The organism is Enterococcus durans NBRC 100479 = LMG 10746 (assembly GCF_001544215.1).
Taxonomy (GTDB): Bacteria; Bacillota; Bacilli; order Lactobacillales; family Enterococcaceae; genus Enterococcus_B; species Enterococcus_B durans.
On the sequence record NZ_BCQB01000005.1, the window covers coordinates 1 to 26,233 of the forward strand.

The window sequence follows — 26,233 nt, forward strand, 5'->3', positions numbered from 1 at the left end:
GCGTATTGTTCGTTTCTTTCTCGACCTCATCATTTTTCAACATTTTTATTTTGCGTCTGCATCTACAGGTTTAACAGAACCGCCCCATTTGTCTTCGATCCATTTTTGCACATCTTCACGGTGTAGGACTTCGATCAATTTCTTGATTTTGTCGCTATTTTCGTCCCCTTTACGTGTAGCAATGATATTCACATAAGGTGAATTGTCTTTTTCAAGCAACACTGCATCTTTTAGAGGATTCAAACCGGCACCATAAGCAAAGTTTGCATTGATTGCCACTAGATCGCCTTCATCATTTTGATATGTTGAAGCTAATAATGATGGATCGATCGTGTGATTGAATTTCAAGTTTTTAGGATTTTCAGAAATATCATCGAATGTCGCTGTTTCCAAATCAACACCGTCTTTGACTTTCACTAAGCCAGCGTCTTTGAGGATCGTGATGATTCTTCCCCAGTCAGATTCTGAATTTGAAGTGATCACTGTTGCACCATCTTTTAATTCAGAGATATCTTTGATTTTCTTTGAGTACAAGCCCATTGGTTCGATGTGGACAGCACCAGCATTGACAAAATCATATCCTTTGTCTTTGATTTCTTTGTTTAAGTAAGGAATATGTTGGAAGTAGTTTGCATCGATATCTCCTTCTTCCAATGATTGGTTCGGTAAGACATAATCGTCGAATTTGACGATGTCTAGTTTGATTCCTTCATCTTTTAACAATGGTTTGACATGTTCCAAAATCTCCGCGTGAGGTGTTGGTGAAGCACCGATTTTCAAAGTTGTATCATCTTTTTTACTACTTGATGCTGAGTCTTTCGTGTCGCCGCTGTTGCCACAAGCAGCTAATCCCACAGTCAGCAATAATGCTGCTGCAAATCCAAAAATTTTCTTTTTCATATCCTATATCCCCCTATATCTTACTATCTTTTATCTGTTTTCTTCGTTAAGAAATCACCGATTCCTTGAACAATAAAAACAATGACTAATATAATTAAAGTCGCAACAAATGTCACGGTCAGATTACCACGTTGGTAGCCTTCTTGCCAAGCAAGGCCACCTAGTCCACCAGCACCGATTGCACCCGCCATGGCAGTAAACCCAATCATCGAAATCGTTGTAACTGTTAATCCAGAAATCAGTGCAGGTACACTTTCAGGAATCAAGACTTTCCAGATGATTTCCCAATAACTGGCACCCATTGCATCAGCTGCTTCCACTACACCTGGGCTTACTTCACGAAAAGCAATTTCAACTAATCGTGCGTAAAAAGGAGCTGCTGATAGAACTAGCGCTGGGATTGCTGCTTCAGCACCCAACATTGTTCCCACGATTGCTTTTGTAAATGGAATGATCAAGACCATCAAGATCATGAACGGCGTTGAACGGAAAATATTACTGATGATTGAAACAATCCCATAAATGATTCGTGCATATGGCTTATTTTTCCGCCCGATAGAGTACAAGATCAAGCCTAAGATCAGCCCGATAATCGTGACTAAGACCATGGAGATCAAAGTCATATAGAGAGTATCGATGATCGCCTGTTCCATTGTTTCTGGATTGATTTTACTAAAATCTAGGTACGTTTCTGCAAAACTTTTATCCACGATGGATCACCTCCACCCCAACACCTTGTTCTTTAATAAATAATTCTGCTTGATCCAATTCTTTTTCCTCTCCTGTCATCAGAGTGGTCAAAGAACCAAAAGAGCCTTCTTTTGCTTGTTTGATTTTTCCGTAGACCACATTGATATCCACATTGTATTTACGGATTGCCTGTGAAATCACTGGTTCATTGGCATTCTTTTCATTAAATGTCAAAGTGACTAAGCGTCCTTTAGGGTTTTCTTTGATCAATGTCGCTAACAATTCACTCGAATCTGCTTCAGGTTCGATATCTTGTTGTACAAACCGTTTTGTGACTTCTTGTCTTGGATTTCTAAAGACCGTCAAGACATCGCCTTCTTCAACGACTTTCCCACGTTCCATCACTGCTACTTTATTACAGATTTTACGAATGACGTTCATTTCATGTGTGATCAAAACGATCGTCAAATTCAATTTTTTATTGATCGCTAACAAGAGATCCAGCACTTCTTCTGTCGTCTGTGGATCCAATGCACTAGTTGCTTCATCACAAAGCAGGATTTCTGGGTCATTGGCTAACGCTCTGGCAATCCCGACACGTTGTTTTTGACCACCAGATAATTGAGAAGGATATGCGTTTCCTCGTCCTTCTAAACCAACAAGACCGAGTAATTCTTCCGCACGTGCTTTACGCTTTGCTTTAGGGACTCCAGCCAATTCTAAAGGAAGCTGAATATTTTCTAACACTGTTCGTGACCATAACAAGTTGAAATGTTGGAAAATCATCCCAATTTTTTTACGAAAACTTCTTAAGTCTTTATTTTTCAAATTAGTGATTTCTTGACCGTTGACGATGACTTCTCCGCTAGTGGGTAGTTCTAACCCATTCAGTAGTCGAACTAACGTACTTTTTCCCGCTCCGGAATAACCGACGATTCCATAAATATCACCTTTTTCAACGTTTAATGAAACATCATCTACTGCTTGGATCGTTCCATTTTTTCCGCCGAATGTTTTTTTGACATTCGTTAATTGGATCAATGACATATCGCTCACATCTTCCTTTTATTTTTTACTTAGAAACAAAAAAGCCTTCGTCCCCTTGCTTTAAGCAAAAGGACGAAAGCTTAAACTTCCGTGTTACCACCTTGATTCGCTGCTATTTCACAATAACAACCTTAAACAGTACTTGGATAGAATTCTTCAAAAACAGTTCCGTATACCGCTGTGCTTTAACGGGCACTCCCGTAGTAAGTTTGCCATGGCTCACTTACTCTGCTCTAAGACCATCTTCCATCTCATGTTCGTTACCCATTTTCAGCAGACAGGGCTCTCTTCAAACGTCTATGACATGTACTCTTCTTTTCAAAGCTTTATCTATGATTGTTCTGATTATAGCAGTTGTAAAATTACGTGTCAATATTTTACCCAAAGCTTTTTACTATTTTCTGAAAGTTCTTGTTTTATATTTCTTCAAATTCCTTTGGATCGACCTCTTTGAAACTCAAGATCCATGCATTCATTTCATCTTCATCATTAAAGATGTTGATGTCTTCATTGATTTTTTCATTCACAGAAGAAATGGTCCCTGACAATGGACTAGCAAATTCATTGACTGCTTTTTCTGCTTCCACTTCGATCAACGGTTCACCGCTTTTAAACGTTTGTCCTTCTTTTGGTAAATTCGCAAAAGTGATATCCCCAAGTTCTTCTTGCGCTTCATTCGTTAAGCCAACACAATATTCTTTGCCATTGAACAATATCCAAAGATTATTTTTTTTCTTCAAGTGTTTCCCAGCCATTTTATATCAATACTCCTTCGTATGTTTTTTCATTAAAGCCAATTGCGACGAGTTGTTTGTCTTTGACGATCAACGGACGTTTGATGAGCATTCCATCAGTAGAAAGAACAGCACTAGCTTTTTTTACTGAAAAATCAGCGATTTGATCTTTCAGCCCTAACTCCCGATACTTCATCCCGCTTGTGTTGAACAAACGGCGCATCGGTATTTCATTATGGGTGAGCCATTCTTCGATAGTTTCTGCTGATGGTGTATCTGCAATCATATCAACGACTTGATAGTCAATGTGATGTGCATCTAACCAAGCTTTTGCTTTTTTGCAAGTTGAACATTTAGGGTACCAATAAAAACGATACAACTGTTGTTACCTCCTAGAAGTTTTTGCAGGTGCCTCATTTTGGTATCTCATTGATAAGATCAAACCGATACCGATCATATTTCCTAAAATGGATGATCCCCCTTGGCTGATAAAAGGAAGAGGAATCCCGGTCAATGGTAATAAGCCAATGTTTGCACCAATGTTTTCGAAGACATGGAACAAGAGCATCATGATCAAGCCACTTGCGATATACGCATAAAATTCATTATTCGTATCAAAGCAGACCCGTATCATACGATAAATCAAGATAAAATACAAGAAAATGACAAAGGCGCCGCCAATAAAGCCAAAATTCTCACCAATGACTGTAAAGATCATATCTGACTCACGCACGGGCACATAGATATTACTTACGTTGAATCCTTTCCCAAACAAACCACCAGTTCCGATGGCTAATAACCCTTGAGCAGGCTGATAGCTCATGCCCGAGGTATCGTGAAACGGATCGAGCCAGGAATCGATGCGGGCAAACTGATACGATTTAAAGCCCACTTTATAGAGCAATTCTCTTCCGCCGTCTGTAGTAACTAAAAAAATCGTTCCTGCGCCAACAAGAACAGCTAAAGCAATCACAGGCACAATGATTCGCCAAGAAATTCCTGACATGAGGAATATTCCTCCAAAAATAGCTAAAAAGACAAGCATCGTCCCAAAGTCATCTTGGGCCATGATCAGTGCTAAAACAGGGAGTGTCACGATCAACATTTTCCCTATCAGCCAAAAATCTGATTTTGCTGTCCGTTCTTTTAGTTGCGTGTTATGTTTCGTGACGATCAGTGCCATCATCAATATATACGCGATTTTCATCAATTCAGCGGGCTGAAAAGTGAAGGAACCAAAACTAAACCAGTTTTTCGAACCTGTAGACGCTTCTAAATTACGATCATAAAATTTCAATAAGAGCGCCATGACTACTAATCCTAACCCATATAGATAAGGAGTCAGTTTCCAGATCCATTTTGAATTCAAATGCATAATCACTATAATAGCAACCAATCCGACTAAGTACCAAAGAAGTTGCATGCCTACGCCCTTTATTACTGACGGATTGTTGGGATCATGACTAAGCGCAACGTATAAAGACAGTAAACCAATCAAACATAATAAAAAGACCGGTAAAATCACGCCATAATCGATCCGGTTATCGTTAGAAGCTTTTACTTTTTTTTCCATGTTTCATCCCTTTTCTTAAAAACCATACTGTTCTTTATTATAGCGGTCTCCCTAAATAAAAGAAAGTTAAAGCAAGGACATTTGAGAAATTTTAAACTCTCCCTCATTTAAGCATATCTATCTCATTTTCAAGTTGTTTCTTTGCAGAAATCCCAAAGAAAAGCGACTTTATTCTCGATGGTCTTTTTCTTTTCTTTGATAGATTTCATTGTAAACAAGTATTTCTTTGGCAATCGACTGGAGAACTTCTGAAACTAGATTGGTTCGCTGAACGAGGTAAAATTTCCGTTTATACTCCAAAGATTCAAACTTCACGCCTTCTGGTACCGCACGTTTCGATAAAATCGATCGTCCGACTCCTTCTTTTAGTAAGGCAGCAATCACCTCATTACTTTTAACGAGCATCTTTTTTCCATGAATATTTTTTTCTTCAAAATAGCGTTGGGTATAGTGAAAAACACCAGAAGTCGATTGTCTGACTAGCCAAAGTTTACTTTCTGGATCACCAGCAATCACCAATTCATCTTCCATCAAAGAAAACCGCTGTACTCCTGACGTTTCCAAGGGTTTTTCAATAAAACCAAAATCAGCGTCATGCTTCGCAATTTGATCCAACGAGTCATGGGAATTGGCAAAAGCTACAACAAAATTTACTTTTGGGAATTTTGGGATCAGATAACGCAAAAGTTTCGGCAACAAATATACTGCAAATGTATGCGAAGCAACGATCCGACATACTTCTTCTTCATTTTGTTCATCTAATAGTTGCTGTTGTGTTACTTGCCATTCTTCCAACAGGATCAACGCTCGTTCATAGAGAAGATCCGCTTGTTTTGTCGGTCTCATTTCTTTTCTGCCATTCCTTTCAAAAAGAATGACGCCTAGCTCTCTTTCTAACTGTTTCACTTGGTTAGAAACAGCTGGTTGGGATAAAAACAATAGTTCTGCAGTACGTGAAAAGTTTCTCGTTTCGTAAACCACACGAAAAGTTGTCAATAATTTCAACATAAGCTCGCTTCCATAACTTTTTATTATAATTACTATAATAACTATTTGATTTAAATATAACAGAATATGACTATAATAGTAAGTGTAAAGCACATCGCTTGAAATTGGAAAGAGAATAATTTCTTTTTCCAATAGTTGCTCAAGGAAGGAGGCTGGGACAGAAGTGTTCAACTCCGAGAAACAAGAAGAAATTAATGAAAATTGCTTTTCAAATTTTTGTGAATTTCAGCTTATTTAAGAAGGAGTTGCTTCTGCTCCCACCATCTATTCGTTTTTAACGAATGAGACAAAAGTGTTTCTTACTTTTGTCCCACGCTCGTAGCGATAAGTAAAAAACTCTTAACATATTTGTTTATTTCCCACTGAACAGTTTAATTTGTTCGAATTACTATCAACCCTTTCCAAATTACTTATCGCTACACCTTGAGTTTCTTGATTCAGTTTCTGACACAAAAAATTTATAGAAGGAGAATGTAAATGAAGAATTTTTTGAAGATTATTCCAATTCCTATTTGCGGACTAATTCTTGGTTTAGCTTCTTTAGGAAATCTATTCAAAGAATATCATTTGGTTTCATTAGGTAATCTTGTCGGTGGTATAAGTATGGTATTGATGGTTTTGATGTTTATTAAATTATTCATTCTATTTGAACATACAAGACAAATGTTACACGACCCAATTATCGGTTCTGTTTCACCAACATTCACTATGTCATTGATGGTCATCTGTACTTACTTCGTTTCATTTACGAGTATTACGCCTCTCGTGAAGGCGATTTGGCTGAGTGCAGTGGTCTTCCAAATCGTGTTGGTCCTTTACTTTACGTATCATCATGTCGTAAAAGCAGATCTATCGATTGAAGCCATTTACCCAAGTTGGTTCATCATTTATGTGGGCTTTGGTGTAATTACTGTAACAGCTGGAAATTTCTTCCCACTTATCGGTAAAATCTTCTTTTGGATTTCCCTTGCCTGTTACGCCTTTTTACTACCAATCATCATCAAGCGTGTCTTTTTTGTTAAAAATATGGCACAGCCAACCTTGCCACTGATCACGATCGTTGCGGCACCAGGATCACTGTGTTTAACAGGATACTTGAAAAACTTTGCACAGCCAAACCTCTACTTAGTTCTTGGACTGTTTATCCTGTCTCAAATTTTGTATTTTATCGTTCTTTCAATGTTACCGCACCTATTGAAATTACATTTCTACCCAAGTTACGCAGCCTTTACTTTCCCGTTGGTAATCTCGGCAACTGCTCTATTCACAGCCGTCCATTACTTTGATTCATTGGGAATGAACACAGGTGTTTTAAACATTTTGAAAGTGATCGAATGTGGGATCGCTACAGTGATGGTCCTTTATGTGCTAGGTCATTACCTACTCTTCCTATTAAAGGAACATGGAGGAAATCGCCACTTATTCCCTAAAAAAATTTAATACATCTACACAACTTCTGTCTTTTTCAAAAAATGGAAAGGGCAGAAGAATTTTTGCGTTTTCAACATTTTGTCAAAAAATCGGAACAATGCTACTATTATCAAGATATCATTTACGCTTCTCTTTTTTTGCGTAACGATCATGAAAGGAATTTATGAAATGAATGTACACTCACCCATTAATCGCTTCAAACAATTGAACATACGGAAAATCTTGCCGGGGTTATTACTCGCCTTCTTGGTGGCTATCGCCAGCAAATTATTGGCACTGCTAGTCCCTCAACTAGGCGCTGCCACCATTGCTATCTTGCTAGGTATCCTATTAGGAAATACTTTTTTCAAACAAGCTTCCCTTGCTACCGGTACAAAATTTGCTGAAAGCAAGTTGCTGGAATGCTCCGTCTTTTTTCTAGGTGCCACCGTCACAGCACAGACGATTGCTCAAATCGGCATCAAAGGAATCCTATTCGTTTTGTTACAGATGAGCGTAACGATTGTAGGCGTTTATTGGATCGGAAAAAAACTACGCTTCAGTGACACTTCTTCTTTGATGATGGCGGGGGGAAATGCCGTTTGTGGTTCTTCAGCGATTGCTTCTATTGCACCCGTCATCCACGCAGATGAAGAAGAAAAAGGCCAGATCATCACCCTGGTCAACTTACTAGGAACCGTTATGATGTTGACCTTACCCTTTTTAGGTTTGCATCTCTTCGGTGACAATCTGATTGAAAAAAGCGCATTGTTAGGCGGAACACTGCAATCCGTTGGTCAAGTCGTGGCAGGTGCCAGCTTGCTTGATGCTTCAGTCGTCCAATTTGCGATGCTCTTTAAAATACTACGCATCATGATGTTGGTCGTTGTCGTCTATCTATTTGAAAAATTTATGCAGAAAAAAACAGTTGCTACTACTAATGTGTCTCATACCAAACAAACGAAAAGAAAGTTGCCCTTACCTTGGTATGTTTTAGGATTTGTCATTTTTTGTTTGATCAATAGCTTGTTTACTCTACCAACATTTATCGATCATACCGCCCATTTTGTTAGTAACTGGTTTGAGATCACTGCCTTAGCTGCCATCGGCTTACGTTTGGATTTTGCTAAATTCATGAAAGAAGGCCCTCGTTTCCTATCCTATGGTCTATCTGTTGGTTTATTGCAGACAACGATGGCATTGCTCTTCATCTGGTTAACGAAATTGTGATGAGAAAGTTCTGAAAAGAGGGATTTTGCTCAAAAACTGGAGAACAGATCATCGAACAAATAACCATCACCACACAGCTTTATTAGTTGCTCTTGCATTTTTCTAGTATTAAAGCAATATAAAAAATTGGCTCATTGTCAAATGATGTTGATAAAAATCTTAGAATAATTAGGACGAGAATAGGACAAAAATCAGAAAAAACCTGATTTTTGTCCTATTCTCATCTCAATCCTACGCACGGAATCGTCACTTGGATCACTCTACTTGTATTCAGTTTATTTGGAATAATAAATTATTTTTATATTTATTGTTCGTATGTACAAGAGAAAGAGAATATTTACACCATCATTTTTCCCATAGTTGTTCTTTTACTTTTATTAAGGTAAAAATAAGAATGCTGTTCTTCATTTGAGCGTGGGACAAAAGTAAAAAACACTTTTGTTTCATTCTTTAAAAACGAATAAACGGTGGGAGCAGAAGCAACTCCTTCGGAAATAAACACTTCTGTCCCAACCTCAAATAAGTTTTAGGATACAAATAAGTACTGAACTAATGATTCAATCGCTTAAAGCTTCTGAATAATCTATTCATTTAACATACATAACGATTTTCTCGGAAATGAAAGGGGATACTAAAAATAAAATTTATAAAAAGAATTTTGGAATATTCGAAGGAACTATTTCTGCTCGTTTATTCATTTTTTAAGCGTGAGGCAACTACTTTTAAAGTGCGCCTCCAAAATTGTCCTTTACACATACAACTTTTGGAGCGCACCTCATTCTTGCCTACAGCTATTTTCTATTTAGAAACACCTTCTTCATTCTCCGAAAAATATCCTTCTAACATTAACAATTGACGTTTGATCGCAATCCCTTCTTCTGTATTTCCCATATACCCTGTTAATTGCCCATTTTGACCAATAACTCGATGACAAGGAATCACGATTGGCAAAGGATTCGTACGATTGGCTTGTCCAATGGCTCGTACTGCCTTAGGGCTACCTACAGCTATCGCAATCTCCTTATAAGTCCGTATTTCACCAAACGGAATAGCTTGTAGTGCTTGCCAGACTTTCTTTTGAAAAATTGTTCCTTTATTTATTGATAGTGGCACATCAAATGATTGTCGTTGCCCTCCAAAATACTCTTGGATTTGATTTTTTCCCAGCAGCAAAATTTCTTGATTGGCTTGTTGTCCTTCAGCAATTGGTTGAAACGAAACAGCTGTCAACCCGCTATTGTCCGCAGCCAACCATACATCGCCGATTGTTGTTTTCATTTTCATCTCATCGTCTAATGATCTTCATTGACCTAGACTTCCCCCACTTTTACATATTTTCATTTATCTTCCTTTATTTTTATGAAATTTGCAATTTAAAAGTTTATTAAATTTCCTACAGATGGTAAACTAAAACTGATGTCTTCTCAAAATAACTATTCTTATCTGTGTATGTTATTTAAGGGTAAGTTTACTAATCATAATAGTACAAAAGTAATCTCTACGTGAAAGGATCAAAACGATGAAAATATCAATTGTTGTCCCTTGCTTTAATGAAGAAAAAACGATACCGCTTTTTTTCGATGAAGTAGAAAAATTTAAAGGGCCTCATGAATTTGAATACTTGTTTATTGATGATGGTTCGAAAGATGGTACGTTACAAGCTATCAAACAGCTAGCGGGAAAATATCCCTACGTCAGATTCATTTCTTTTTCCCGAAATTTTGGTAAAGAAGCTGCTCTTTATGCCGGCTTACAAGCTTCAACTGGCGAACTGATCACAGTGATGGATGTGGACTTACAAGATCCACCCGAACTACTGCCAGTCATGATTGAAAAAATAACTACTACAGATATCGACTGTGTAGGAACTCGACGCTCGACACGCGAAGGCGAACCAGTGATTCGCAGTTTCTTTGCCCGAACATTTTATCGATTGATCAACAAAATCAGTGATACAGAAATGGTGGATGGCGCAAGAGACTTTCGCTTGATGACTCGCCAAATGGTCGACGCCGTATTAGAATTGACTGAATACAATCGCTTCTCAAAAGGCCTCTTTAGCTGGGTGGGTTTCAAAACAGAATACATCTCCTTTGAAAATCGTGAACGTGTTGCTGGCGAAACATCATGGTCATTTTGGAAACTATTCAATTATTCGATCGATGGGATCATCAATTTCTCTGATGCTCCACTAACAATCGCCTCCTTTGTAGGAGCCTTATCTTGCGTTGGTTCAGGGATCGCAATAATATTTATTATTTTTCGTGCGCTATTATTTGGAGATCCAACTGCTGGTTGGCCTTCTATGGTATCCATCCTCTTATTTATCGGCGGAATCCAATTGCTCTGTCTAGGGATCATCGGAAAATATATTGGTAAAATTTTCTTAGAAACCAAACAACGGCCAGTTTATATCATTCGAGAAACAGAAAAGAAAACACCTCGAATTGAAAAAGAAAACTAAAAAAAACTGTCTCGAATTATTCGAGACAGTTTTTTTGCTGATCTTTAGTCCATCCGCTGAATGATTTGATCATCACTTCTTTCGCTAAATGACGATACATCATACATGAAGTCCTTTTGAAGGCTTTTAGTCAATCGACGTAAGCCTTCTTCCAATTTTTGTCTAGGACACCCAACATTCAAACGTAAAAATTGTTTACCAGATGGACCATAAGTAGCTCCTGACATAATAGCGACTTTCCCTTCATCGACTAGTCTTGTTTGCAACTCGTCCATACTGTAAGGTAACGCACCACAATCCAACCACATCAAATAAGTCGCTTCACTTGGCGTAACGATGACCTCAGGATGCTGCTCTTTTAAATAACTCGTCACAAACGCGATATTCTCATCAATATAATGATTCAGCTCATCTACCCATTGCGCTTCTTTTTTATAAGCAGCGATCGTTGCCACTAAACCAAAAATACTTGTAGAACTTAATCCATCTGCCCCTTTTAGTTGATCAAAAAATCGTTGGCGTAATCCTTCATCTGGAATCAGTACATAGGAGAAAATCAAACCCGGAAAATTAAACGTCTTACTCCCAGAGGTAACAACAGCCACCCTTTCCTGAACTAAATCAATTAAAGGAGTATGCTTATGCCCTTTTCTCAAAATATCCATGTGTATCTCATCTGAAATAATGAAGACGTCATATGCTTTGGCCAGTTCGATTATCGCTATTAATTCCTGTTTTTCCCACACCCTTCCCGTTGGGTTATGTGGACTACAAAGCAATAAGATCTTGTTTTCTTTTTTAGCCATTTGCAAAGCTAGATCCTCTAGATCAAGATGGTATTTTCCTTTATCATAAATCAAATCGTTGGTAACAACTCTTCGTTTGTTTCCGATGATCGTCTTATAAAATGCATCATACGCTGGAGTCTGGATGATTACCCCATCCCCTTGATCACTCAACAACGTAATAAGTTGCTTGACACTATAAATCACAGACGGACTATACCCAAGCCACTCTTTTTCTATAACAGTATCAAAACGATGAACATACCAATTTGTTATAGCTTCCTTGAAATCGTCATGATTCCATCTTGTATAACCAAAAATTGGGTGTTCCATCCGTTCTTTCAAAGCATGTTCGACTGCCGGCGGAACTTTAAAATCGGTATCTGAGATAGTGAAGGGCAACAAGTCGCTCTTTCCAAAACGATCTTCGATATAATCCCACTGTGTGCAATGGGTACCTCTACGATTGATTTGTTCATCGAAAAACATTTTTTTCACTCCTGCCTTCTTCTTATAAAATTGCATCTAATTGGTTTCTGACCGTGGTGACTTTCGTACCAATGATCACCTGAACATTGGTTTTATCCAAATGAATGACACCTAAAGCCCCCAGTTTTTTCAACCGATTGTCATCCACAAGGGAACCATCATTCACAACTAACCGTAGACGTGTGATGCAATTGTCAAGTGAAGTAATATTTGCTGTTCCTCCTAGTGCACGCAATATTTCCTCTGCGTCAAATCCGCCTTTGACTCTGTGCGCCATTTCCGTTTCTGTGTATTCTGCCTCAGCCGTTAGATCCTCGCGACCAGGTGTTTTCAAATTTTTACGTAAAATCACTGTTTTGAAGACAAAGTAATACACTGCAAACCACACAACACCAACAAGCAGCACCATCCACCATTTTGTGTAAGAACCTTGCATCACACCGAAAATGATAAAGTCCAGTATCCCACCATCTGTATTTCCAATCGTCACACCTAACAAGCTCATGAGCATAAAACCAGCACCTGTCATGATCACGTGGAAAATCCATAGTAACGGACTCAAAAATAGGAATAAAAACTCAATGGGTTCAGTGATACCCGTTACAAAAGTCGCAATCACACCTGAAATCAATAATCCTTTGATCATAGGTCGATTCGAAGGCTTTGCCGTTCGATACATCGCCAAAGCAGCCGCAGGTAAGCCAAACATGAATGTAGGCATTTTTCCTTGAGATAAAAAGGCTGTAGCATTTGGTGAGATAGATAGTCCATGTTGCAATTCGCTATAAAAGATGTTCAATGCGCCAAATACTTGTTGCCCATCGATCAGTTGGCTTCCACCCGCTTCTGTAAAGCGAATCATCGAAACCAAGATATGATGCAACCCGAAAGGAAGTAATAAACGTTCCCCTGCACCGAACAAGAACGGACCAAATGGACCTGATCGTTGAATCAGATGACCGATCCCAGTGATGGCCATCGCAAATATTGGCCAAATGATAGGGATCATCACCCCTACGATTGCTAGCGTGACCGAAGTAATGATCGGTACAAAACGCGTTCCTGAGAAAAAGGCAAAACTATCTGGTAATTGAAACTGATAGAATCTTGTGTGTAGCTGATAAACGATCAAACCTGCAATGATCCCGCCAAGGACCCCCATCGATAGTGTCTGGATACCAAACACCATTTCTTGTCCTGATTCTCGTAATTGGGCACTCTCCGCTAATTGGTTCGTCTGTTGTAAATAAAAATTAATCGATAATTGCATCACGACATACCCAACAAAGCCAGAAAAAGCCGCTACTCCTTTTTCTTTTCGTGCCAATCCTAGAGGAATAGCCATCGCAAACATGACTGGCAAATAACTAAAAGCGAAACCTCCAATCGTCGACATAAACCGAAAAATAACTTGTAACCATTCTGCCCCTAAAAAAGGAAAAGCATCGATCGCAGATTCTGCTGAAAATGCACTTCCTATTCCTAGAAACAACCCCATAAAAGCTAATAGGGCTACTGGCAACATAAATGTTTTTCCTAATCCTTGAAAAATCTCCATGTAACTAGCTTTTTTCCCCTTTTGCATCATTCATCCTCCTCTTCTTTTTTCTAAAATAAATGTAAGCGATTCCTAAGATTGTTACAAGTCTATATAAGAAAGAAGAATGAATATTCATAAATCGGAATGGCTATTCTGTTTTCATTTGTTTCGCATATTGGATCATCACAATATCAAGAAGGATATCTAATGAAGCTCTTGGGCTTAAGTCAATATCGTGGTGGTAGATCGTCATTATTTCTGCAATAAATGCAGCTGTCGAGGCAGCTTCTAAAGTACTTCTTTTTTGTCCTAGAAAAGAAAGAATAGGAACGTTTCGTTTATTTAATAATTCCGCATAGTTAATCATTCCCATCGTTTCGCCGCTATGACTAATAAAAATCGCTAGATCTTGCTCGGTCAATTGTTTACTGATTGCAGTCAGTTCATCCCAATCAGTCGAATGTCCTACGTTTTTCCCTAAAAAATGCAACTTACGATTCACTGAAACTGCCACAGGGATACTTTGCCCTAAAGCAAAAATCTCAATTCGATTCGCTTCTTTGAGCATTTCTACCGCGCGATCGATTTGTACCAAGTCAAGTTCTTCAAAAGTAGTGAGCATTTGTTGGAAAAGTTCATTGATCAATGGACTCAAGGAGGTTTGCTCATTTTCATGGACATCTTCTTGTTCAAAATGAAGATTATTTTTGATGGCAAATTTAAATTCTTGATAACCTTGAAAGCCTAATTTTTTCGCCATTCGAGTAATTGTCGGTTGACTGGTAAATGTTTTGCTTGCTAATTCGGCGGCCGTCATTGAAAAAATGTTTTCAGACGTACACAAACAATAATCAAGAACGTTCTTTTCAACTTGATTCAATTTTGGAATTTTATATTGGATTCGTTTATATACTTTGTTCATTCAATCGCCTCTTTTCTTGTTTTTGATCGATTTTTCATTTTCTAAATATTACTCTAACTATTATGTAAAATCTACATTAAATCGTACAAAAGTATAAATAATTTTATTCCTTGTTGCTCCTATAAAAACCACATGAATAACTAGTATTTTCAGAAGATGCTCTTCATTCACTTTCCAACTTTTCTTATCCAATAATTTCTCCAATCCTTGGTCTATTTTCACAAATATAATACGCATAGTCTGGAGTATTTCTTTTATAAATACTACTTAGTATATTTATTTGTTCTGATATATCTATAAAGAAATCACAAGGATTCACAGTAACTTTCAGTTTTCTATTTTTTTGTCATTTTTTTCTTCTCAATAATGTATTTTTCTCTTGTTCAATTTTCATATTCTTGCCCACAACTCTGCCCACGGAACTAAAAAAATGCAAACAAAAAAGCCATCATACTCAAGGTAAAACCTTGATATGACAGCTTCTATTATATGATGCCAGCTATAGGAGTCGAACCTACGACCTACGCGTTACGAGTGCGTTGCTCTACCAACTGAGCTAAGCTGGCGTTCCCATATGAAATTATAAACGGAATTGGATTGAATGTAAAGCCAAAACTGTAAACTTTTACTTATTTCATGATTTTTTTCATAAAACGTGGTATAATTGATATGAAAGGCAGGTTTTATGAAAATGGCAACTTTTGGAAAATTTGATACAACCATCGTACCATCAGAATTTGGGGAAAAATTTACGATTGATACACATGTGACCTTCACGATTCATGGAAAACCGCAAACTGGAACGATTTCAAAACAACTTAAAAATTCCGCTGTTGTTGAGATTGATGAAACTGACGAAAATGCCAATTTGATGACGCAAAGCAAGGGTGTAGTAATTATCAACTACAAAGAATTGAAGAAGATTTGACACTGACCATCTCTATGCTTTGGGATGGTTTTTTATTATATAAAAAATTACGCAAGACGAAATGAGTTCTGTGGCGAGCCCAAAAAGTTAGACCAAAAATCTAACTTTTTGGGCTCGCTTCATTCTGAACCTCGTCTTGCGTATTTTATTTTGATTTGTTTAGGTTGATCCGTGGAAAAACCTTACTTCGTACCGAATAAACGGTCACCAGCATCGCCTAATCCTGGTACGATATATCCATGTTCATTTAGTTTTTCATCTAATGCAGCAGTATAGATATCAATATCTGGATGTGCTTCTTGTAAAGCTTTCACACCTTCTGGAGCAGCAACTAAACATACAAATTTGATGTTTGATGCTCCACGTTCTTTTAATGCATCGATCGCCATGATCGCTGAACCACCTGTTGCCAACATTGGATCAACAACAAATAATTGACGTGCATCGATATCTTCCGGTAATTTAACGAAATATTCATGTGGTTCAAGTGTTTCTTCATCACGGTACAATCCGATATGACCTACTTTTGCAGCTGGGATCAATTCTAAGATACCATCAACCATTCCGATACCTGCTCGAAGGATTGGGATGATTGCTACTTTTTTACCAGATAACGTTTTTTGTGTTGATTTTGTGATTGGTGTTTCAATGACAACATCTTCCAACGGCATATCACGTGATACTTCATATGCCATCAACATAGCAATCTCGTCAACAACCTCACGAAAGACTTTTGTCCCGCAATCTTTGTCTCGAATAATAGTTAGTTTGTGTTGGATCAATGGATGGTCGATCACTTGAAATTTGCCCATTTTTCTGGTCTCCTTTGTTCTGTCGTTTCTTTTTAATTGTAAAACAAATTACGTCAATTGACTAGTATAACTCATGAATTTTCTAAAGAAAATAGCCCAAATAAAAAAACAAATCGATCACACTAAAAAAACAGTAAAAAATAACAAAAAAGTTAACTTACCACTTATTATTTGTTATTTTTACTGTTTCTGGTTACTATAAAACATTACAAGATATGCTACACAGAAGATATCATTCTAGTCTTCCTTTAGCCATTGTGTAGATAGAGCCATTGCTGCTCGGGCCGCTTTGGTTTGATCCATCGCATTGACCATCACGAAGTCATGGATGATTCCTTGGAAACGTGCTTGTGTAATGGGAACCCCTGCTGCTCTAAGTTTTCGAGCGTATGCTTCTCCTTCATCGCGTAACACATCTGCTTCCCCAGTTAAAATCATTGCTGGTGGCAGATCTCTCAATTCGTCTAAAGAAGCACGCAATGGGGAGGCTGTGATTTCTGCACGCTCTTTTTCATCTGTTGTATACTGATCCCAAAACCATTTCATACCTTCTTTAGTCAAAAAGTAATTTTCTTCAAATTCTTGATAAGAATCTGTATCGAAATTGGCATCTGTCACTGGATAATACAACAATTGTTTATGGATAGGCAGACCTTGACGCTGTTTCGTCAAAAGAGTCATAACAGTGGCCATATTACCGCCAACTGAATCACCTGCTACACTCAATTTCGTAAGATCTAATCCTTTTGATTCTGCTAATTCTCTTAATTTTTGTAAAACAAAATAATTTTGTTCGATAGCTACTGGATATTTTGCTTCAGGTGAACGGCTGTATTCAGGAAATACTACCACTGAATTTGTTCGGACAGCTAACTCCCGAATTAATTTATCGTGGGTCTGAGCGCTGCCAAATACCCAACCCGCACCATGGGACTGGTAGCTTATCGACATTTCCTTCTGGTCGCACGAACCGAACATTGATTTTTCCCCAATCCTTTGTATCTACGATCAGATCTTCAACATCTACTGGTAATTTATCAACTGATGAATCTTGTACTTTTTCTAAAAGCGCACGCCCTTCTTCTGGCGGTAATTCATAAATTCTGGGGTGAGGTGCATTGGCATCGCTAAATTCAACTGCTCCTTTTTCTAATGAAATTCGTTCGGTCATCGTGATTCCCCCTTGTTTTGATAAAGAGCCAAATTACACCTCATATACTAGATAGCTAAGGGGAAAAAGTCAAAAAATCAGTCTGTACTTCGAATTGGCTTCGAAAAAAAGAAGGACGTGACAAAATGCTTGTCCACACCCCTCTTTTTTGAGTAAACATTGTTCCAAAAGCAATTTTTCGCAAAATAAAGCGAAATTCGTAAAACTTGAAAAATAAATTCCGTACGTTTCTGCTTATTTCTTGCGGTACACCACTGCTCATCTTCAACCATATGTTTTATTTATTATATAAAGGATACTTTTCCGTTAATTCACGTACGCCTGCTCGCACTTCATCTAGTTGTGTTTCATTTTCTTTTGCTTGTAGAGCCTTCACGACAAGTTCTGCTACTCTAGTGGCATCTGCTTCTTTAAATCCACGTGTAGTGATTGCTGGTGTGCCGATACGGATACCACTGGTTTTGAACGGACTTAGCGTTTCAAATGGAATTGAATTTTTATTGACAGTGATATTGACACTATCTAAGATACTTTCTGCTTCTTTTCCATTTAATTCCAACCCACGCACATCGATCAAGACTAAGTGATTGTCTGTTGCGCCAGATACTACTCGGGTACCGATTGCTTGATTGAACACTTTTGTCATGGCTTTTGCATTAGCAATGATCTGTTCACTATATTCTTTAAACTCAGGCATCAATGCTTCTTTGAATGCCGCTGCTTTACCCGCGATCACATGTTCTAATGGTCCACCTTGAATCCCTGGGAAGACAGCACTATTGATTTTTTTAGCTAATGCTTCATCATTGGTCAAAATCATTCCACCACGAGGTCCACGTAACGTCTTATGTGTCGTTGTTGTTGTGATATCTGCATAAGGAATTGGGCTTGGGTGCATACCAGTTGCTACTAATCCAGCGATGTGCGCCATGTCGACCATTAATTTTGCACCAACTTCATCCGCGATTTCTCTAAATTTGGCAAAATCGATCGTTCTACCATATGCACTCGCGCCAGCAACGATCAACTTTGGCTGATGTTTTCTTGCTAAGATCCGAACCACATTATAGTCGATGACTTCTGTTGTTGGGTCTACTCCATAGGCAACAAAATGATACGTTTTACCACTAAAATTAACTGGGGACCCATGTGTCAAATGGCCTCCTGCTGAAAGATCCATTCCTAAAATCGTGTCGCCAGGTTCTACTAAGGCAAGATATGCCGCCGTATTTGCTTGGGATCCGGAATGAGGTTGAACATTTACAAATTTTGCGCCAAATAATTCTTTTGCACGGTCAATTGCCAAATTTTCAACGATATCAACAAATTCACAGCCACCATAATATCGATGTCCAGGATAACCTTCTGCGTATTTATTCGTCAATATACTTCCTTGAGCTGCCATCACTGCTTCAGAAACAAAATTTTCGGAAGCAATAAGCTCCAGATTATTTTCTTGTCTTTGTTCTTCTTTTGCGATTGCAGCCCATAAATCAGGGTCAAACGTTTTGTAGTCTACCACAAACAACAGCTCCTCTATATTGTGTATCAAACAGATTTTCTAGCAAACAAAAATCAGTTCAACCTGTAAACTCTCATCTTTTTTTCAATTGAGTTTACTTTATTGCATTGTATCATAATAAAAGCTGGGAACAAGATACGTAAGATCATTTTTCAAAATATTTTTGGTTCGCCGATTTTTTGAGGCGATTCATATACGCATTGCCTAGACCATCTTCAGGAAAAGTTTCTACCAAAATCAGATCAAGCGCCAAGTTTTCCTCATCCAGCCCTCTTAATCCAGCAAATAATCCTTTAGTTGCCGCTTCAACAGAATCATTGAAATACATATATACAGCCGCTACATCAAAGCGAACAGCTTCCGCAATCGTTGGGCCTGCAATCACACCAACACGTAATGCCTTTTCTTTTGCCCAATGGACTGCCTCCTGCCAATCCTCTGGACGAACCATCATCACTTGGGTATCTGGTGCATAATGTTTATACTTCATTCCAGGAGATTTCGGTGTTTCAGAACTTTGCACTAAATGGCGATCGATCGTTACGTTACCGCCAATTACTGCTTCCAATTGTTCTTTAGTCACAGCGCCAGGACGTAATATCATAGGATCAGCTGCTGGATCACTGAGATCGATCACAGTGGATTCTACACCGATTCGAGTAGCGCCATCATCGATAATCCCTGTAATTTTTCCTTGTAGATCATGGAAAACGTGAGCTGCAGTCGTAGGGCTAGGTTTTCCAGATGTATTGGCACTCGGACCGACCAGAGGAACTCCAGCCAGCTCAATCGTAGTCAAAGTTTTTTTGTTATCTGGCATGCGAAAAGCTGCTGTGGATAAACCACCAGTCACTATTGAAGGAAGACTGCCTTTTTTAATCTCAAAAATCAAAGTAAGTGGCCCAGGCCAAAAATTCTCAACAATTTTTGCCGTCGCTGGATGAAAGTTATCCACATACGTTTTCACCTGTTCAAATGATGATACATGGACGATCAACGGATTGTCTTGTGGACGTCCTTTTACTGAAAACACTTGCTTGACAGCATCTGGCAAAAGAGCATTCGCACCTAACCCATACACAGTTTCTGTTGGAAATGCCACCAGATCACCCGACTTTAATGCTTGCGCAGCTTCATTTAATTCTTCTTCGTTATAATATTTTGTTTCCACAGTCTATCCACACCCCATTTTTATTGAATACTTGATTTATTCCACTTTATCCACTTCTTATCAACATACTGTTGATAACTATTTTGTCAATAGTGGATAAGTCTGTTGATAAGTTAAAAAGTCGGTTACATCCTTGTTAAATCAATGTTTTTTTATAATAAAAAAACAGAAAAAAATATTTTCATCCACAACTAATCTGTTACGATGATCATCCGTTCATTTCCGAATAGATCTTTTCTGATACGCACTTTTTTATCAGGAAAAACGTCTTCAAAAATTCTTTTTACAGCAGCACCTTGCGTAAACCCTATCTCCAAAAAAATCTTGCCTTTTGATTTCAATAAGTCTTTTGCTTCTTTAGCAATTTTTTTATAGATTGCTAATCCTTGGTCTTCTGCAAATAATGCCATTTTCGGTTCATATGTCCGAACACTTTCATCCATCAGATCCCATTCAGCGATACTGATGTATGGCGGATTTGAAATAATGATATCAAATTTTTCCGCACTCACTGGAGCCAATGTATCCCCATGGTAAAAGCAAATATCGACAGACTCCTGGTTCGCATTTTCCTTTGCTACTGCTAATGCTTGCTCTGATAGATCAACAGCCGAGACATTCCAAGAAGATCTTTTCGCTTTTAAACTGATTGCTATCGCACCAGTACCCGTACCGATATCAACAACGTCTAATCGTTCATCAGAAGTCTCGTCTAAACACAGTTGGACTAATTCTTCGGTCTCTGGTCGAGGGATCAACGTGTCTTTTGTCACTTTTAAACGATGACCATAAAAATCCGCATACCCTAAGATGTATTGTGGGGGCAAGTGTTTCAAAAGCAGTGCCATATCTTGATCGATCATTTCTTGATCTTTTGTTGATATTGGGTCATTCATATGGATCAACCAATCTGTTTTACTCCATTTTTTTCTTTCAAGAAACAGAAATTGGATACTGTATCCTTCGATCGTTTTGGATTCTAAAAAAGAAGAAGCCCGTGAGAGGACTTCTCGATATGTGGTCTTACCCATTTTGCATTGCTTCCAATTTCGATGTTTGATCGTACATGATAAGTGCATCAACGATTTCATCAAGTTTTCCGGCAAGTATTTGATCGAGTTTTTGGATGGTTAATCCAATACGGTGGTCTGTCACACGATTCTGTGGGAAATTGTACGTACGGATTCGTTCGGAACGGTCTCCTGTACCTACAGCAGATTTACGATTTGCATCGTATTCGCTTTGTGCTTCTTGTTGGATTTTATCGTACACGCGTGCACGTAAGATCTTCATTGCTTTTTCTCGGTTTTTCAATTGAGAACGTTCATCTTGCATCGCAACGACGATTCCTGTAGGCAAGTGTGTTAAACGAACCGCTGAAGCTGTCTTATTGACGTGCTGTCCACCAGCTCCAGATGCATGATAAATATCTGTACGGATATCTTTGTCTTCGATATCGATTTCGACTTCTTCTGCTTCGGGCATCACAACGACTGTTGCTGTTGATGTATGGATCCGACCTTGGGATTCTGTTGATGGTACACGTTGTACACGGTGAGCACCACTTTCGTATTTCAATTTAGAGTAGACATTATCCCCTGTAATCATCATGATCACTTCTTTGTATCCGCCAATACCCGTGATGCTTGCTTCCATGACTTCTGTTTTCCAGCCTTGTGATTCTGCATATTTTTGGTACATATTGAATAGGTCTCCAGCAAATAAGGCTGCTTCATCCCCACCTGCGGCTCCACGAATTTCCATGATAATATTTTTATCGTCATTAGGATCTTTAGGAAGTAGTAGAATCTTGATTTTTTCCTCTAATTCTTCCTTTTCCTTTTTCAATTCAGAAAGTTCTTCTTTTGCCATTTCAGCCATATCATCGTCTAATTTTTCACCAAGCAACTCTTCGGTATCTTTGATTCCTTGAACGACTTCCTTGTAGCGACGATAGACTTCAACTGTTTCACGAGTATTTGCTTCTTCTTTTGACAATTGCATAAATCGTTTTGTATCCGTGATCACTTCTGGATCGCTTAGTAATTCACCAAGCTCTTCGTAACGGTCTTCAATTGATTGTAATTGATCGTACATGCTTATTCTCCTTCTGTAATAATCGATGGGTGGAAATAATGTTTCCGGCAAACCGGGTAATAGGCTTCATTGCCACCAATTTGGACTTGGTCCCCTTTATATACAGGTTTCCCATCAATATAATGTAAATTCATAATCGCTTTTTTATGACAAAACCAGCAAATGGTCTTCATCTCTTCGATTTTGTCTGCATAAAGTAATAAATATTTTGATCCTTCAAATAATTCATTTCGAAAATCATTTTTCAAGCCAAACGCCATCACCGGAATGTTTAATTCATCAACAATTTTCGTGAACGCAATAACATGCTCTTTTTTTAAGAATTGCGCCTCGTCAATCAATATACAATACGGTTTGTTTTCCATTTTTAAAATGACATCATAGACATCTGTTTCTTCAAAAATCGGCATTGCTTCTCGTTTTAAACCGATTCGACTAGAAACAACTCCTACGCCGTCTCTTGTATCGATACCACTTGTCATCAACACAACTGGTTTATTTTGTTCTTCATAATTATGTGCTACTTTTAAAATCTCGATTGTCTTGCCGCTATTCATTGCGCCATACTTAAAAAATAGTTGTGCCATTCCCTCGTTCACCTTCCAGTTTGTTCCTATGGTATTATACTTGATTTTCATCATTTTTTACAGTGAGAATTTTCAGTCCTGATTGGTTCGTTACCAAAAATCAAGTGCATAGAGTTTTATAACTGATTAAAAGGGATATTTTCACTAGTTTTTATCACTATCCCCGAGGTCAGAAAAGACAGAAAAAAAGAGGCAGTCACTTCTATCAGTGATTGTCTCATTTTTACTCTCTATCAGATGACGTTGATTTCATTGAGTGGCCAGTAACGGAAAACAACTTTTCCTTGGATCATATCTTTATCGACAAATCCAAACATCCGACTATCTTTAGAAATCAGACGGTTGTCACCCAGAACCAGATACTCTCCTTTAGGCACCGTATAGTCAAAATCACTTGTAAATTTTTGTGCATTTTCTGCTTGTGCCTGAAAAGCTTGGCTATAGGAATATTCATCTTGTAGCTTATCATCAGCAAATTCTTTTTTGAATTCAGCTAAGTAAGGCTCATCATATTTTTTTCCATTGATCGTCAACTGATCATTTTCCATTTTTACTGTATCTCCTGGTAAGCCGATGATACGCTTCACGATCATCCGATCTTCATCGCCAGGTTCTTTGGTTGTGATGATGTCAAAACGCTCATATTTTGAAATTTTTGATGAAATCAATCGCTGTCCATCATTCAAAGTTGGATCCATTGAATGTCCATTGACAGTGACTGGTGTGAATACGTAAACACGCGCTAATAGAAGGGCTGCTAGTACTAGGATCAGAATACCCCAATTTTTCAAAAATTCTTTCACAAAATACCTCCCGTATTTTTATTTTTAACCTTTTATTCGTGTCCCATTTTATTTTACCTTTTTTAGAAACTAAAGGAAAGAATAAGTGCACATTCAGTTTATACTATCAGATGTTTTTTTAAGTGTAGCAAAAGACTGGAACAGCTTTTTTAGTTCCAGCCTTTATCCTTTTTTTATCAGTTACGGGAATGTTTTCTTCGTTGACTCCTACTGTAAATCATTGGTTCTTCTGCTTCCTCTGGTTGTTCTTTTTTGACAATCAGTTTCAAACGATAAGGTTCATGGTACCTTAAACCATCTTTGACAAAATCACCACCAACGATAAATAGTCCCACTGGTTCGATCGTATCTTCAGCAGATGCCACAGTCATTCGACCAACTGGCTCCATCTCAGAATAACTACGCCCAATATTTAAAATGTATTCTTTGTCAGAAACTTTTTTTACATAATAATAGGGATATAACGTATTGCGATCTACTAAAAAGCCATCCATTCTTCCAAGATCGTTGACCTTGATCTCACCATTACCGATCAGATAGCGCATGTTCTCGGCTAATTTCAATTGATAGTCTTCATCGTAAGAAACTACAGCTTCCTGTGTATTTACTTTGTCAATCGTTCCATTATTTGCCATTGTATTTTCTTCATCTTGGATATTAAATACTTCATCTGGCAGATACTTCACAAATAATTGCGTAACATCTGCCTTCACATTTTTATCAAGAAAATAGTAGAAAACATTTAAAATGATAAAATAAACAAGAATCAAAAAGGCGATTCCATATAGGAAAAATTGTAAATAATTTTGATTTTGCCATAGTCCATAAACGATACGCAAAAGATAGAGCGTTGGGATCACACTTAAAATCGTGTAACCGCGATTCAAATATTTCGGACTAATATCTAGGTAGCCTAAAAATTTATGCACACTATTGATAATATCTAATAAAAACGTCATTGTGAGTCACCTGCTTGCTGGTTATTCGTCTGTGCCTTTGAGTTTTGAGTCGGTGCAGCATTTTTTGCTGTCGCATCTCCATTGTTTTGTATAGACGAACTTGGTGTTGTGCTGCTTGGCGTAGTGGTTGTACTTGTATCCGTACTGCTTCCACCGTTAAAATCATCTGTCGCCGTATCTTCTAAGCTGCTATTTTCTTGGTTGTTATCCTCATCCGTACTACTTGAAGGAACAATAGAATATGTGGTTGTACTTGTTGTGTCTGTCGTATCTTGCGAAACACTTGATAAAGTCGTAGACTCATCACTCGTTTCACTTGTTTGCGTTGTTGTATCCCCTGTAGTCGAAGCGGGCGTTGTCTCCTCTGTCGTAGTAGAACTTGATGGGGCACGATAACTCGAACTATTGACCACACCGGTTGCAGTAGCCACAATTGTTGAAATAGTCAAAACCGCTATTGGTTTCAAAATAGGTGCTACTTTTCGCATCATATCTCATCCTTTGTTTTTATTTATAGCTTTTTCATTTTTCTATCCAGTTTATGTGCCAAATCTTACGTGCCACAGAATAGTTATTATATCTTATATTTACCATAAATTTATTATTTTTTTCTTACGTTTGTTTGAAAGTTTTATTATAGCTTTAGTCAAAAGTGACTGTTGACTCTGCTAGGTATGCCTTTGCTTCACGATTCACTTGTTTCAAGTCACACCCTTGTTGTTTCGCGGCAAACACACAGCCACAATAGCATTGACGATAGATATCATACTCTTTGCACATCTGGATGGAACGTTCATATCCCTTATTTTTCTTAAAATCGCTGGGAAGATAATGGGTACCGTAGATTTTTTGGATATCCATGCCGATTTGATTGATCAATGCTGCATTCTTTTTAGGGGAAATCGTTAGTGCGCTCCCAAAATAATCATAACCAAGTTCTTGGGCTTTTTGCGCCACTAGATCGAGGCGCATATTGAAACAAGCGCTACATCTTGCTCCGCCTTCTCTTTCATCTGCTAACTTATTTTCTAAAACCATTTTATTGAATACACTTGGTCGATATTCATCAACAATCAACTCTACATGATTATTCATTTGTTCATTAAATGCATCGACAAAACGCTTTTGCTCATGGAGTCGTCTTAAATACTCACTTTTAGGTTGGATATTCGAATTTGAGAAAAATAAAGTGACCTCCGCATGCTGACACATAAATTCTAATGTATGTGTACTACAAGTCGCACAACAAGTATGAATCAATAATTTAGGTTTCGTTCCTTCTTTCTCCCATTGCTGAATCATTTTTTTCAAAACCGTATCATAATTTATCTTTTTGTTTTTCATTTTTTCAACAATCAACTCTGCATCAATCATAGTCCAGATCCCCACTC

Annotated in this window: 25 protein-coding genes, 1 tRNA gene, 1 pseudogene and 1 other annotated feature; of the genes and pseudogenes, 4 read left to right on the plus strand and 23 right to left on the minus strand. The window is 38.0% G+C overall.

Annotated features, from left to right (window positions below):
• Positions 1–45: 45 nt before the first annotated feature.
• The 7 genes from ED2_RS02260 to ED2_RS02290 all read right to left on the minus strand — a co-directional run bounded on the left by ED2_RS02260 (position 46) and on the right by ED2_RS02290 (position 5,952).
• Positions 46–900, minus strand: a complete 855-nt coding sequence (locus tag ED2_RS02260; protein WP_005879211.1) for a MetQ/NlpA family ABC transporter substrate-binding protein — start codon at positions 898–900, stop codon at positions 46–48.
• Between the two features lie 23 nt (positions 901–923).
• Positions 924–1,610 (minus strand): methionine ABC transporter permease, encoded by a 687-nt coding sequence (locus ED2_RS02265; protein ID WP_005879214.1) that lies wholly within the window; start codon positions 1,608–1,610, stop codon positions 924–926.
• On the minus strand, positions 1,603–2,637 hold the full coding sequence (locus ED2_RS02270) for a methionine ABC transporter ATP-binding protein (protein ID WP_060789684.1): 1,035 nt from the start codon (positions 2,635–2,637) through the stop codon (positions 1,603–1,605). The genes ED2_RS02265 and ED2_RS02270 overlap by 8 nt, the downstream gene beginning before the upstream one ends.
• 65 nt (positions 2,638–2,702) lie before the next feature.
• Positions 2,703–2,968: a binding site (T-box leader), on the minus strand.
• 85 nt (positions 2,969–3,053) lie between these two features.
• A complete protein-coding gene (locus ED2_RS02275) occupies positions 3,054–3,392 on the minus strand; it encodes a glycine cleavage system H family protein (RefSeq protein WP_060789685.1) in 339 nt (112 codons plus the stop codon).
• Between the two features lies 1 nt (position 3,393).
• The gene (locus tag ED2_RS02280) at positions 3,394–3,750 is read right to left on the minus strand and encodes an arsenate reductase family protein (protein ID WP_005879220.1); all 357 of its coding nucleotides are present in this window, start codon (positions 3,748–3,750) and stop codon (positions 3,394–3,396) included.
• A gap of 6 nt (positions 3,751–3,756) precedes the next feature.
• Positions 3,757–4,944, minus strand: a complete 1,188-nt coding sequence (locus ED2_RS02285; RefSeq protein ID WP_005879222.1) for an FtsW/RodA/SpoVE family cell cycle protein — start codon at positions 4,942–4,944, stop codon at positions 3,757–3,759.
• A 168-nt stretch (positions 4,945–5,112) separates the two neighbouring features.
• Entirely contained in the window at positions 5,113–5,952 is an 840-nt protein-coding gene (locus tag ED2_RS02290; RefSeq protein WP_016176963.1) for a LysR family transcriptional regulator, read from the minus strand.
• A 477-nt stretch (positions 5,953–6,429) separates the two neighbouring features.
• Between ED2_RS02290 and ED2_RS02295 the strand changes: the two genes are divergently transcribed.
• Positions 6,430–7,392, plus strand: coding sequence for a TDT family transporter (locus tag ED2_RS02295; protein ID WP_016176962.1), 963 nt, complete (start codon positions 6,430–6,432; stop codon positions 7,390–7,392).
• Between the two features lie 159 nt (positions 7,393–7,551).
• Positions 7,552–8,592, plus strand: a complete 1,041-nt coding sequence (locus ED2_RS02300) for a YeiH family protein (RefSeq protein WP_005879228.1) — start codon at positions 7,552–7,554, stop codon at positions 8,590–8,592.
• Between the two features lie 798 nt (positions 8,593–9,390).
• On the opposite strand, the gene ED2_RS02305 is transcribed toward ED2_RS02300, so the two are convergent.
• On the minus strand, positions 9,391–9,876 hold the full coding sequence (locus tag ED2_RS02305) for a methylated-DNA--[protein]-cysteine S-methyltransferase (RefSeq protein ID WP_025481357.1): 486 nt from the start codon (positions 9,874–9,876) through the stop codon (positions 9,391–9,393).
• A gap of 235 nt (positions 9,877–10,111) precedes the next feature.
• Here ED2_RS02305 and ED2_RS02310 point away from each other — a divergent pair, with 235 nt between their 5' ends.
• On the plus strand, positions 10,112–11,056 hold the full coding sequence (locus ED2_RS02310; RefSeq protein ID WP_005879232.1) for a glycosyltransferase family 2 protein: 945 nt from the start codon (positions 10,112–10,114) through the stop codon (positions 11,054–11,056).
• 44 nt (positions 11,057–11,100) lie between these two features.
• On the opposite strand, the gene ED2_RS02315 is transcribed toward ED2_RS02310, so the two are convergent.
• The 4 genes from ED2_RS02315 to ED2_RS02330 all read right to left on the minus strand — a co-directional run bounded on the left by ED2_RS02315 (position 11,101) and on the right by ED2_RS02330 (position 15,358).
• Positions 11,101–12,330 (minus strand): MalY/PatB family protein, encoded by a 1,230-nt coding sequence (locus tag ED2_RS02315; protein ID WP_016176960.1) that lies wholly within the window; start codon positions 12,328–12,330, stop codon positions 11,101–11,103.
• A 22-nt stretch (positions 12,331–12,352) separates the two neighbouring features.
• Positions 12,353–13,918, minus strand: coding sequence for a maltose/glucose-specific PTS transporter subunit IIBC (gene malX / locus ED2_RS02320; protein ID WP_025481356.1), 1,566 nt, complete (start codon positions 13,916–13,918; stop codon positions 12,353–12,355).
• A 100-nt stretch (positions 13,919–14,018) separates the two neighbouring features.
• Positions 14,019–14,792, minus strand: coding sequence for a MurR/RpiR family transcriptional regulator (locus ED2_RS02325; protein WP_016176958.1), 774 nt, complete (start codon positions 14,790–14,792; stop codon positions 14,019–14,021).
• A gap of 493 nt (positions 14,793–15,285) precedes the next feature.
• A tRNA-Thr gene (locus tag ED2_RS02330) sits at positions 15,286–15,358 on the minus strand.
• 119 nt (positions 15,359–15,477) lie between these two features.
• Here ED2_RS02330 and ED2_RS02335 point away from each other — a divergent pair.
• Complete coding sequence (locus ED2_RS02335; protein ID WP_005879241.1) at positions 15,478–15,720, plus strand: hypothetical protein; 243 nt, start codon at positions 15,478–15,480, stop codon at positions 15,718–15,720.
• 182 nt (positions 15,721–15,902) lie between these two features.
• Here the strand turns inward: ED2_RS02335 and upp are convergent, their stop codons facing one another.
• From upp to ED2_RS02395, 11 genes and pseudogenes are all read right to left on the minus strand, one after another.
• On the minus strand, positions 15,903–16,532 hold the full coding sequence (gene upp, locus ED2_RS02340) for a uracil phosphoribosyltransferase (protein WP_005879244.1): 630 nt from the start codon (positions 16,530–16,532) through the stop codon (positions 15,903–15,905).
• Positions 16,533–16,769: 237 nt separating this feature from the next.
• Positions 16,770–17,703, minus strand: a pseudogene (locus tag ED2_RS02345) (alpha/beta hydrolase).
• Between the two features lie 277 nt (positions 17,704–17,980).
• A complete protein-coding gene (gene glyA, locus ED2_RS02355) occupies positions 17,981–19,225 on the minus strand; it encodes a serine hydroxymethyltransferase (RefSeq protein ID WP_005879248.1) in 1,245 nt (414 codons plus the stop codon).
• A gap of 145 nt (positions 19,226–19,370) precedes the next feature.
• The gene (locus ED2_RS02360; protein ID WP_016176955.1) at positions 19,371–20,396 is read right to left on the minus strand and encodes an L-threonylcarbamoyladenylate synthase; all 1,026 of its coding nucleotides are present in this window, start codon (positions 20,394–20,396) and stop codon (positions 19,371–19,373) included.
• A 191-nt stretch (positions 20,397–20,587) separates the two neighbouring features.
• Positions 20,588–21,427: a peptide chain release factor N(5)-glutamine methyltransferase gene (gene prmC, locus ED2_RS02365; RefSeq protein WP_005879253.1), complete on the minus strand. Its 840-nt coding sequence runs from the start codon at positions 21,425–21,427 to the stop codon at positions 20,588–20,590.
• Positions 21,420–22,493 carry a peptide chain release factor 1 gene (gene prfA, locus ED2_RS02370; protein ID WP_005879255.1) on the minus strand — a complete coding sequence of 358 codons (1,074 nt, stop codon included), beginning with the start codon at positions 22,491–22,493 and terminating at the stop codon, positions 21,420–21,422. Before prfA ends, prmC begins: the two co-directional genes overlap by 8 nt.
• Before the next feature lie 2 nt (positions 22,494–22,495).
• Entirely contained in the window at positions 22,496–23,080 is a 585-nt protein-coding gene (locus ED2_RS02375; RefSeq protein ID WP_005879257.1) for a thymidine kinase, read from the minus strand.
• A gap of 233 nt (positions 23,081–23,313) precedes the next feature.
• Positions 23,314–23,883, minus strand: a complete 570-nt coding sequence (gene lepB, locus ED2_RS02380) for a signal peptidase I (RefSeq protein ID WP_005879259.1) — start codon at positions 23,881–23,883, stop codon at positions 23,314–23,316.
• A gap of 176 nt (positions 23,884–24,059) precedes the next feature.
• The gene (locus tag ED2_RS02385) at positions 24,060–24,842 is read right to left on the minus strand and encodes a DUF6681 family protein (protein ID WP_005879261.1); all 783 of its coding nucleotides are present in this window, start codon (positions 24,840–24,842) and stop codon (positions 24,060–24,062) included.
• The gene (locus ED2_RS02390; protein WP_005879262.1) at positions 24,839–25,330 is read right to left on the minus strand and encodes a hypothetical protein; all 492 of its coding nucleotides are present in this window, start codon (positions 25,328–25,330) and stop codon (positions 24,839–24,841) included. The genes ED2_RS02385 and ED2_RS02390 overlap by 4 nt, the downstream gene beginning before the upstream one ends.
• A gap of 154 nt (positions 25,331–25,484) precedes the next feature.
• Positions 25,485–26,216, minus strand: coding sequence for an epoxyqueuosine reductase QueH (locus ED2_RS02395; RefSeq protein WP_016176953.1), 732 nt, complete (start codon positions 26,214–26,216; stop codon positions 25,485–25,487).
• Positions 26,217–26,233: the final 17 nt, after the last annotated feature.

Excerpts from the sequence above, each read along its gene's own strand:
- malX (WP_025481356.1), bottom strand. The coding sequence starts at position 13,918 with ATGATGCAAAAGGGGAAAAAAGCTAGTTACATGGAGATTTTTCAAGGA.
- ED2_RS02395 (WP_016176953.1), bottom strand. The coding sequence starts at position 26,216 with ATGATTGATGCAGAGTTGATTGTTGAAAAAATGAAAAACAAAAAGATA.
- ED2_RS02285 (WP_005879222.1), bottom strand. The coding sequence starts at position 4,944 with ATGGAAAAAAAAGTAAAAGCTTCTAACGATAACCGGATCGATTATGGC.
- ED2_RS02270 (WP_060789684.1), bottom strand. The coding sequence starts at position 2,637 with ATGTCATTGATCCAATTAACGAATGTCAAAAAAACATTCGGCGGAAAA.
- ED2_RS02325 (WP_016176958.1), bottom strand. The coding sequence starts at position 14,792 with ATGAACAAAGTATATAAACGAATCCAATATAAAATTCCAAAATTGAAT.
- ED2_RS02385 (WP_005879261.1), bottom strand. The coding sequence starts at position 24,842 with ATGACGTTTTTATTAGATATTATCAATAGTGTGCATAAATTTTTAGGC.
- ED2_RS02300 (WP_005879228.1), top strand. The coding sequence starts at position 7,552 with ATGAATGTACACTCACCCATTAATCGCTTCAAACAATTGAACATACGG.
- ED2_RS02375 (WP_005879257.1), bottom strand. The coding sequence starts at position 23,080 with ATGGCACAACTATTTTTTAAGTATGGCGCAATGAATAGCGGCAAGACA.
- prfA (WP_005879255.1), bottom strand. The coding sequence starts at position 22,493 with ATGTACGATCAATTACAATCAATTGAAGACCGTTACGAAGAGCTTGGT.
- ED2_RS02275 (WP_060789685.1), bottom strand. The coding sequence starts at position 3,392 with ATGGCTGGGAAACACTTGAAGAAAAAAAATAATCTTTGGATATTGTTC.
- ED2_RS02315 (WP_016176960.1), bottom strand. The coding sequence starts at position 12,330 with ATGTTTTTCGATGAACAAATCAATCGTAGAGGTACCCATTGCACACAG.
- upp (WP_005879244.1), bottom strand. The coding sequence starts at position 16,532 with ATGGGCAAATTTCAAGTGATCGACCATCCATTGATCCAACACAAACTA.
- ED2_RS02305 (WP_025481357.1), bottom strand. The coding sequence starts at position 9,876 with ATGAAAATGAAAACAACAATCGGCGATGTATGGTTGGCTGCGGACAAT.
- ED2_RS02295 (WP_016176962.1), top strand. The coding sequence starts at position 6,430 with ATGAAGAATTTTTTGAAGATTATTCCAATTCCTATTTGCGGACTAATT.
- ED2_RS02335 (WP_005879241.1), top strand. The coding sequence starts at position 15,478 with ATGAAAATGGCAACTTTTGGAAAATTTGATACAACCATCGTACCATCA.
- ED2_RS02260 (WP_005879211.1), bottom strand. The coding sequence starts at position 900 with ATGAAAAAGAAAATTTTTGGATTTGCAGCAGCATTATTGCTGACTGTG.
- prmC (WP_005879253.1), bottom strand. The coding sequence starts at position 21,427 with ATGGGTAAGACCACATATCGAGAAGTCCTCTCACGGGCTTCTTCTTTT.
- ED2_RS02310 (WP_005879232.1), top strand. The coding sequence starts at position 10,112 with ATGAAAATATCAATTGTTGTCCCTTGCTTTAATGAAGAAAAAACGATA.
- ED2_RS02290 (WP_016176963.1), bottom strand. The coding sequence starts at position 5,952 with ATGTTGAAATTATTGACAACTTTTCGTGTGGTTTACGAAACGAGAAAC.
- ED2_RS02390 (WP_005879262.1), bottom strand. The coding sequence starts at position 25,330 with ATGCGAAAAGTAGCACCTATTTTGAAACCAATAGCGGTTTTGACTATT.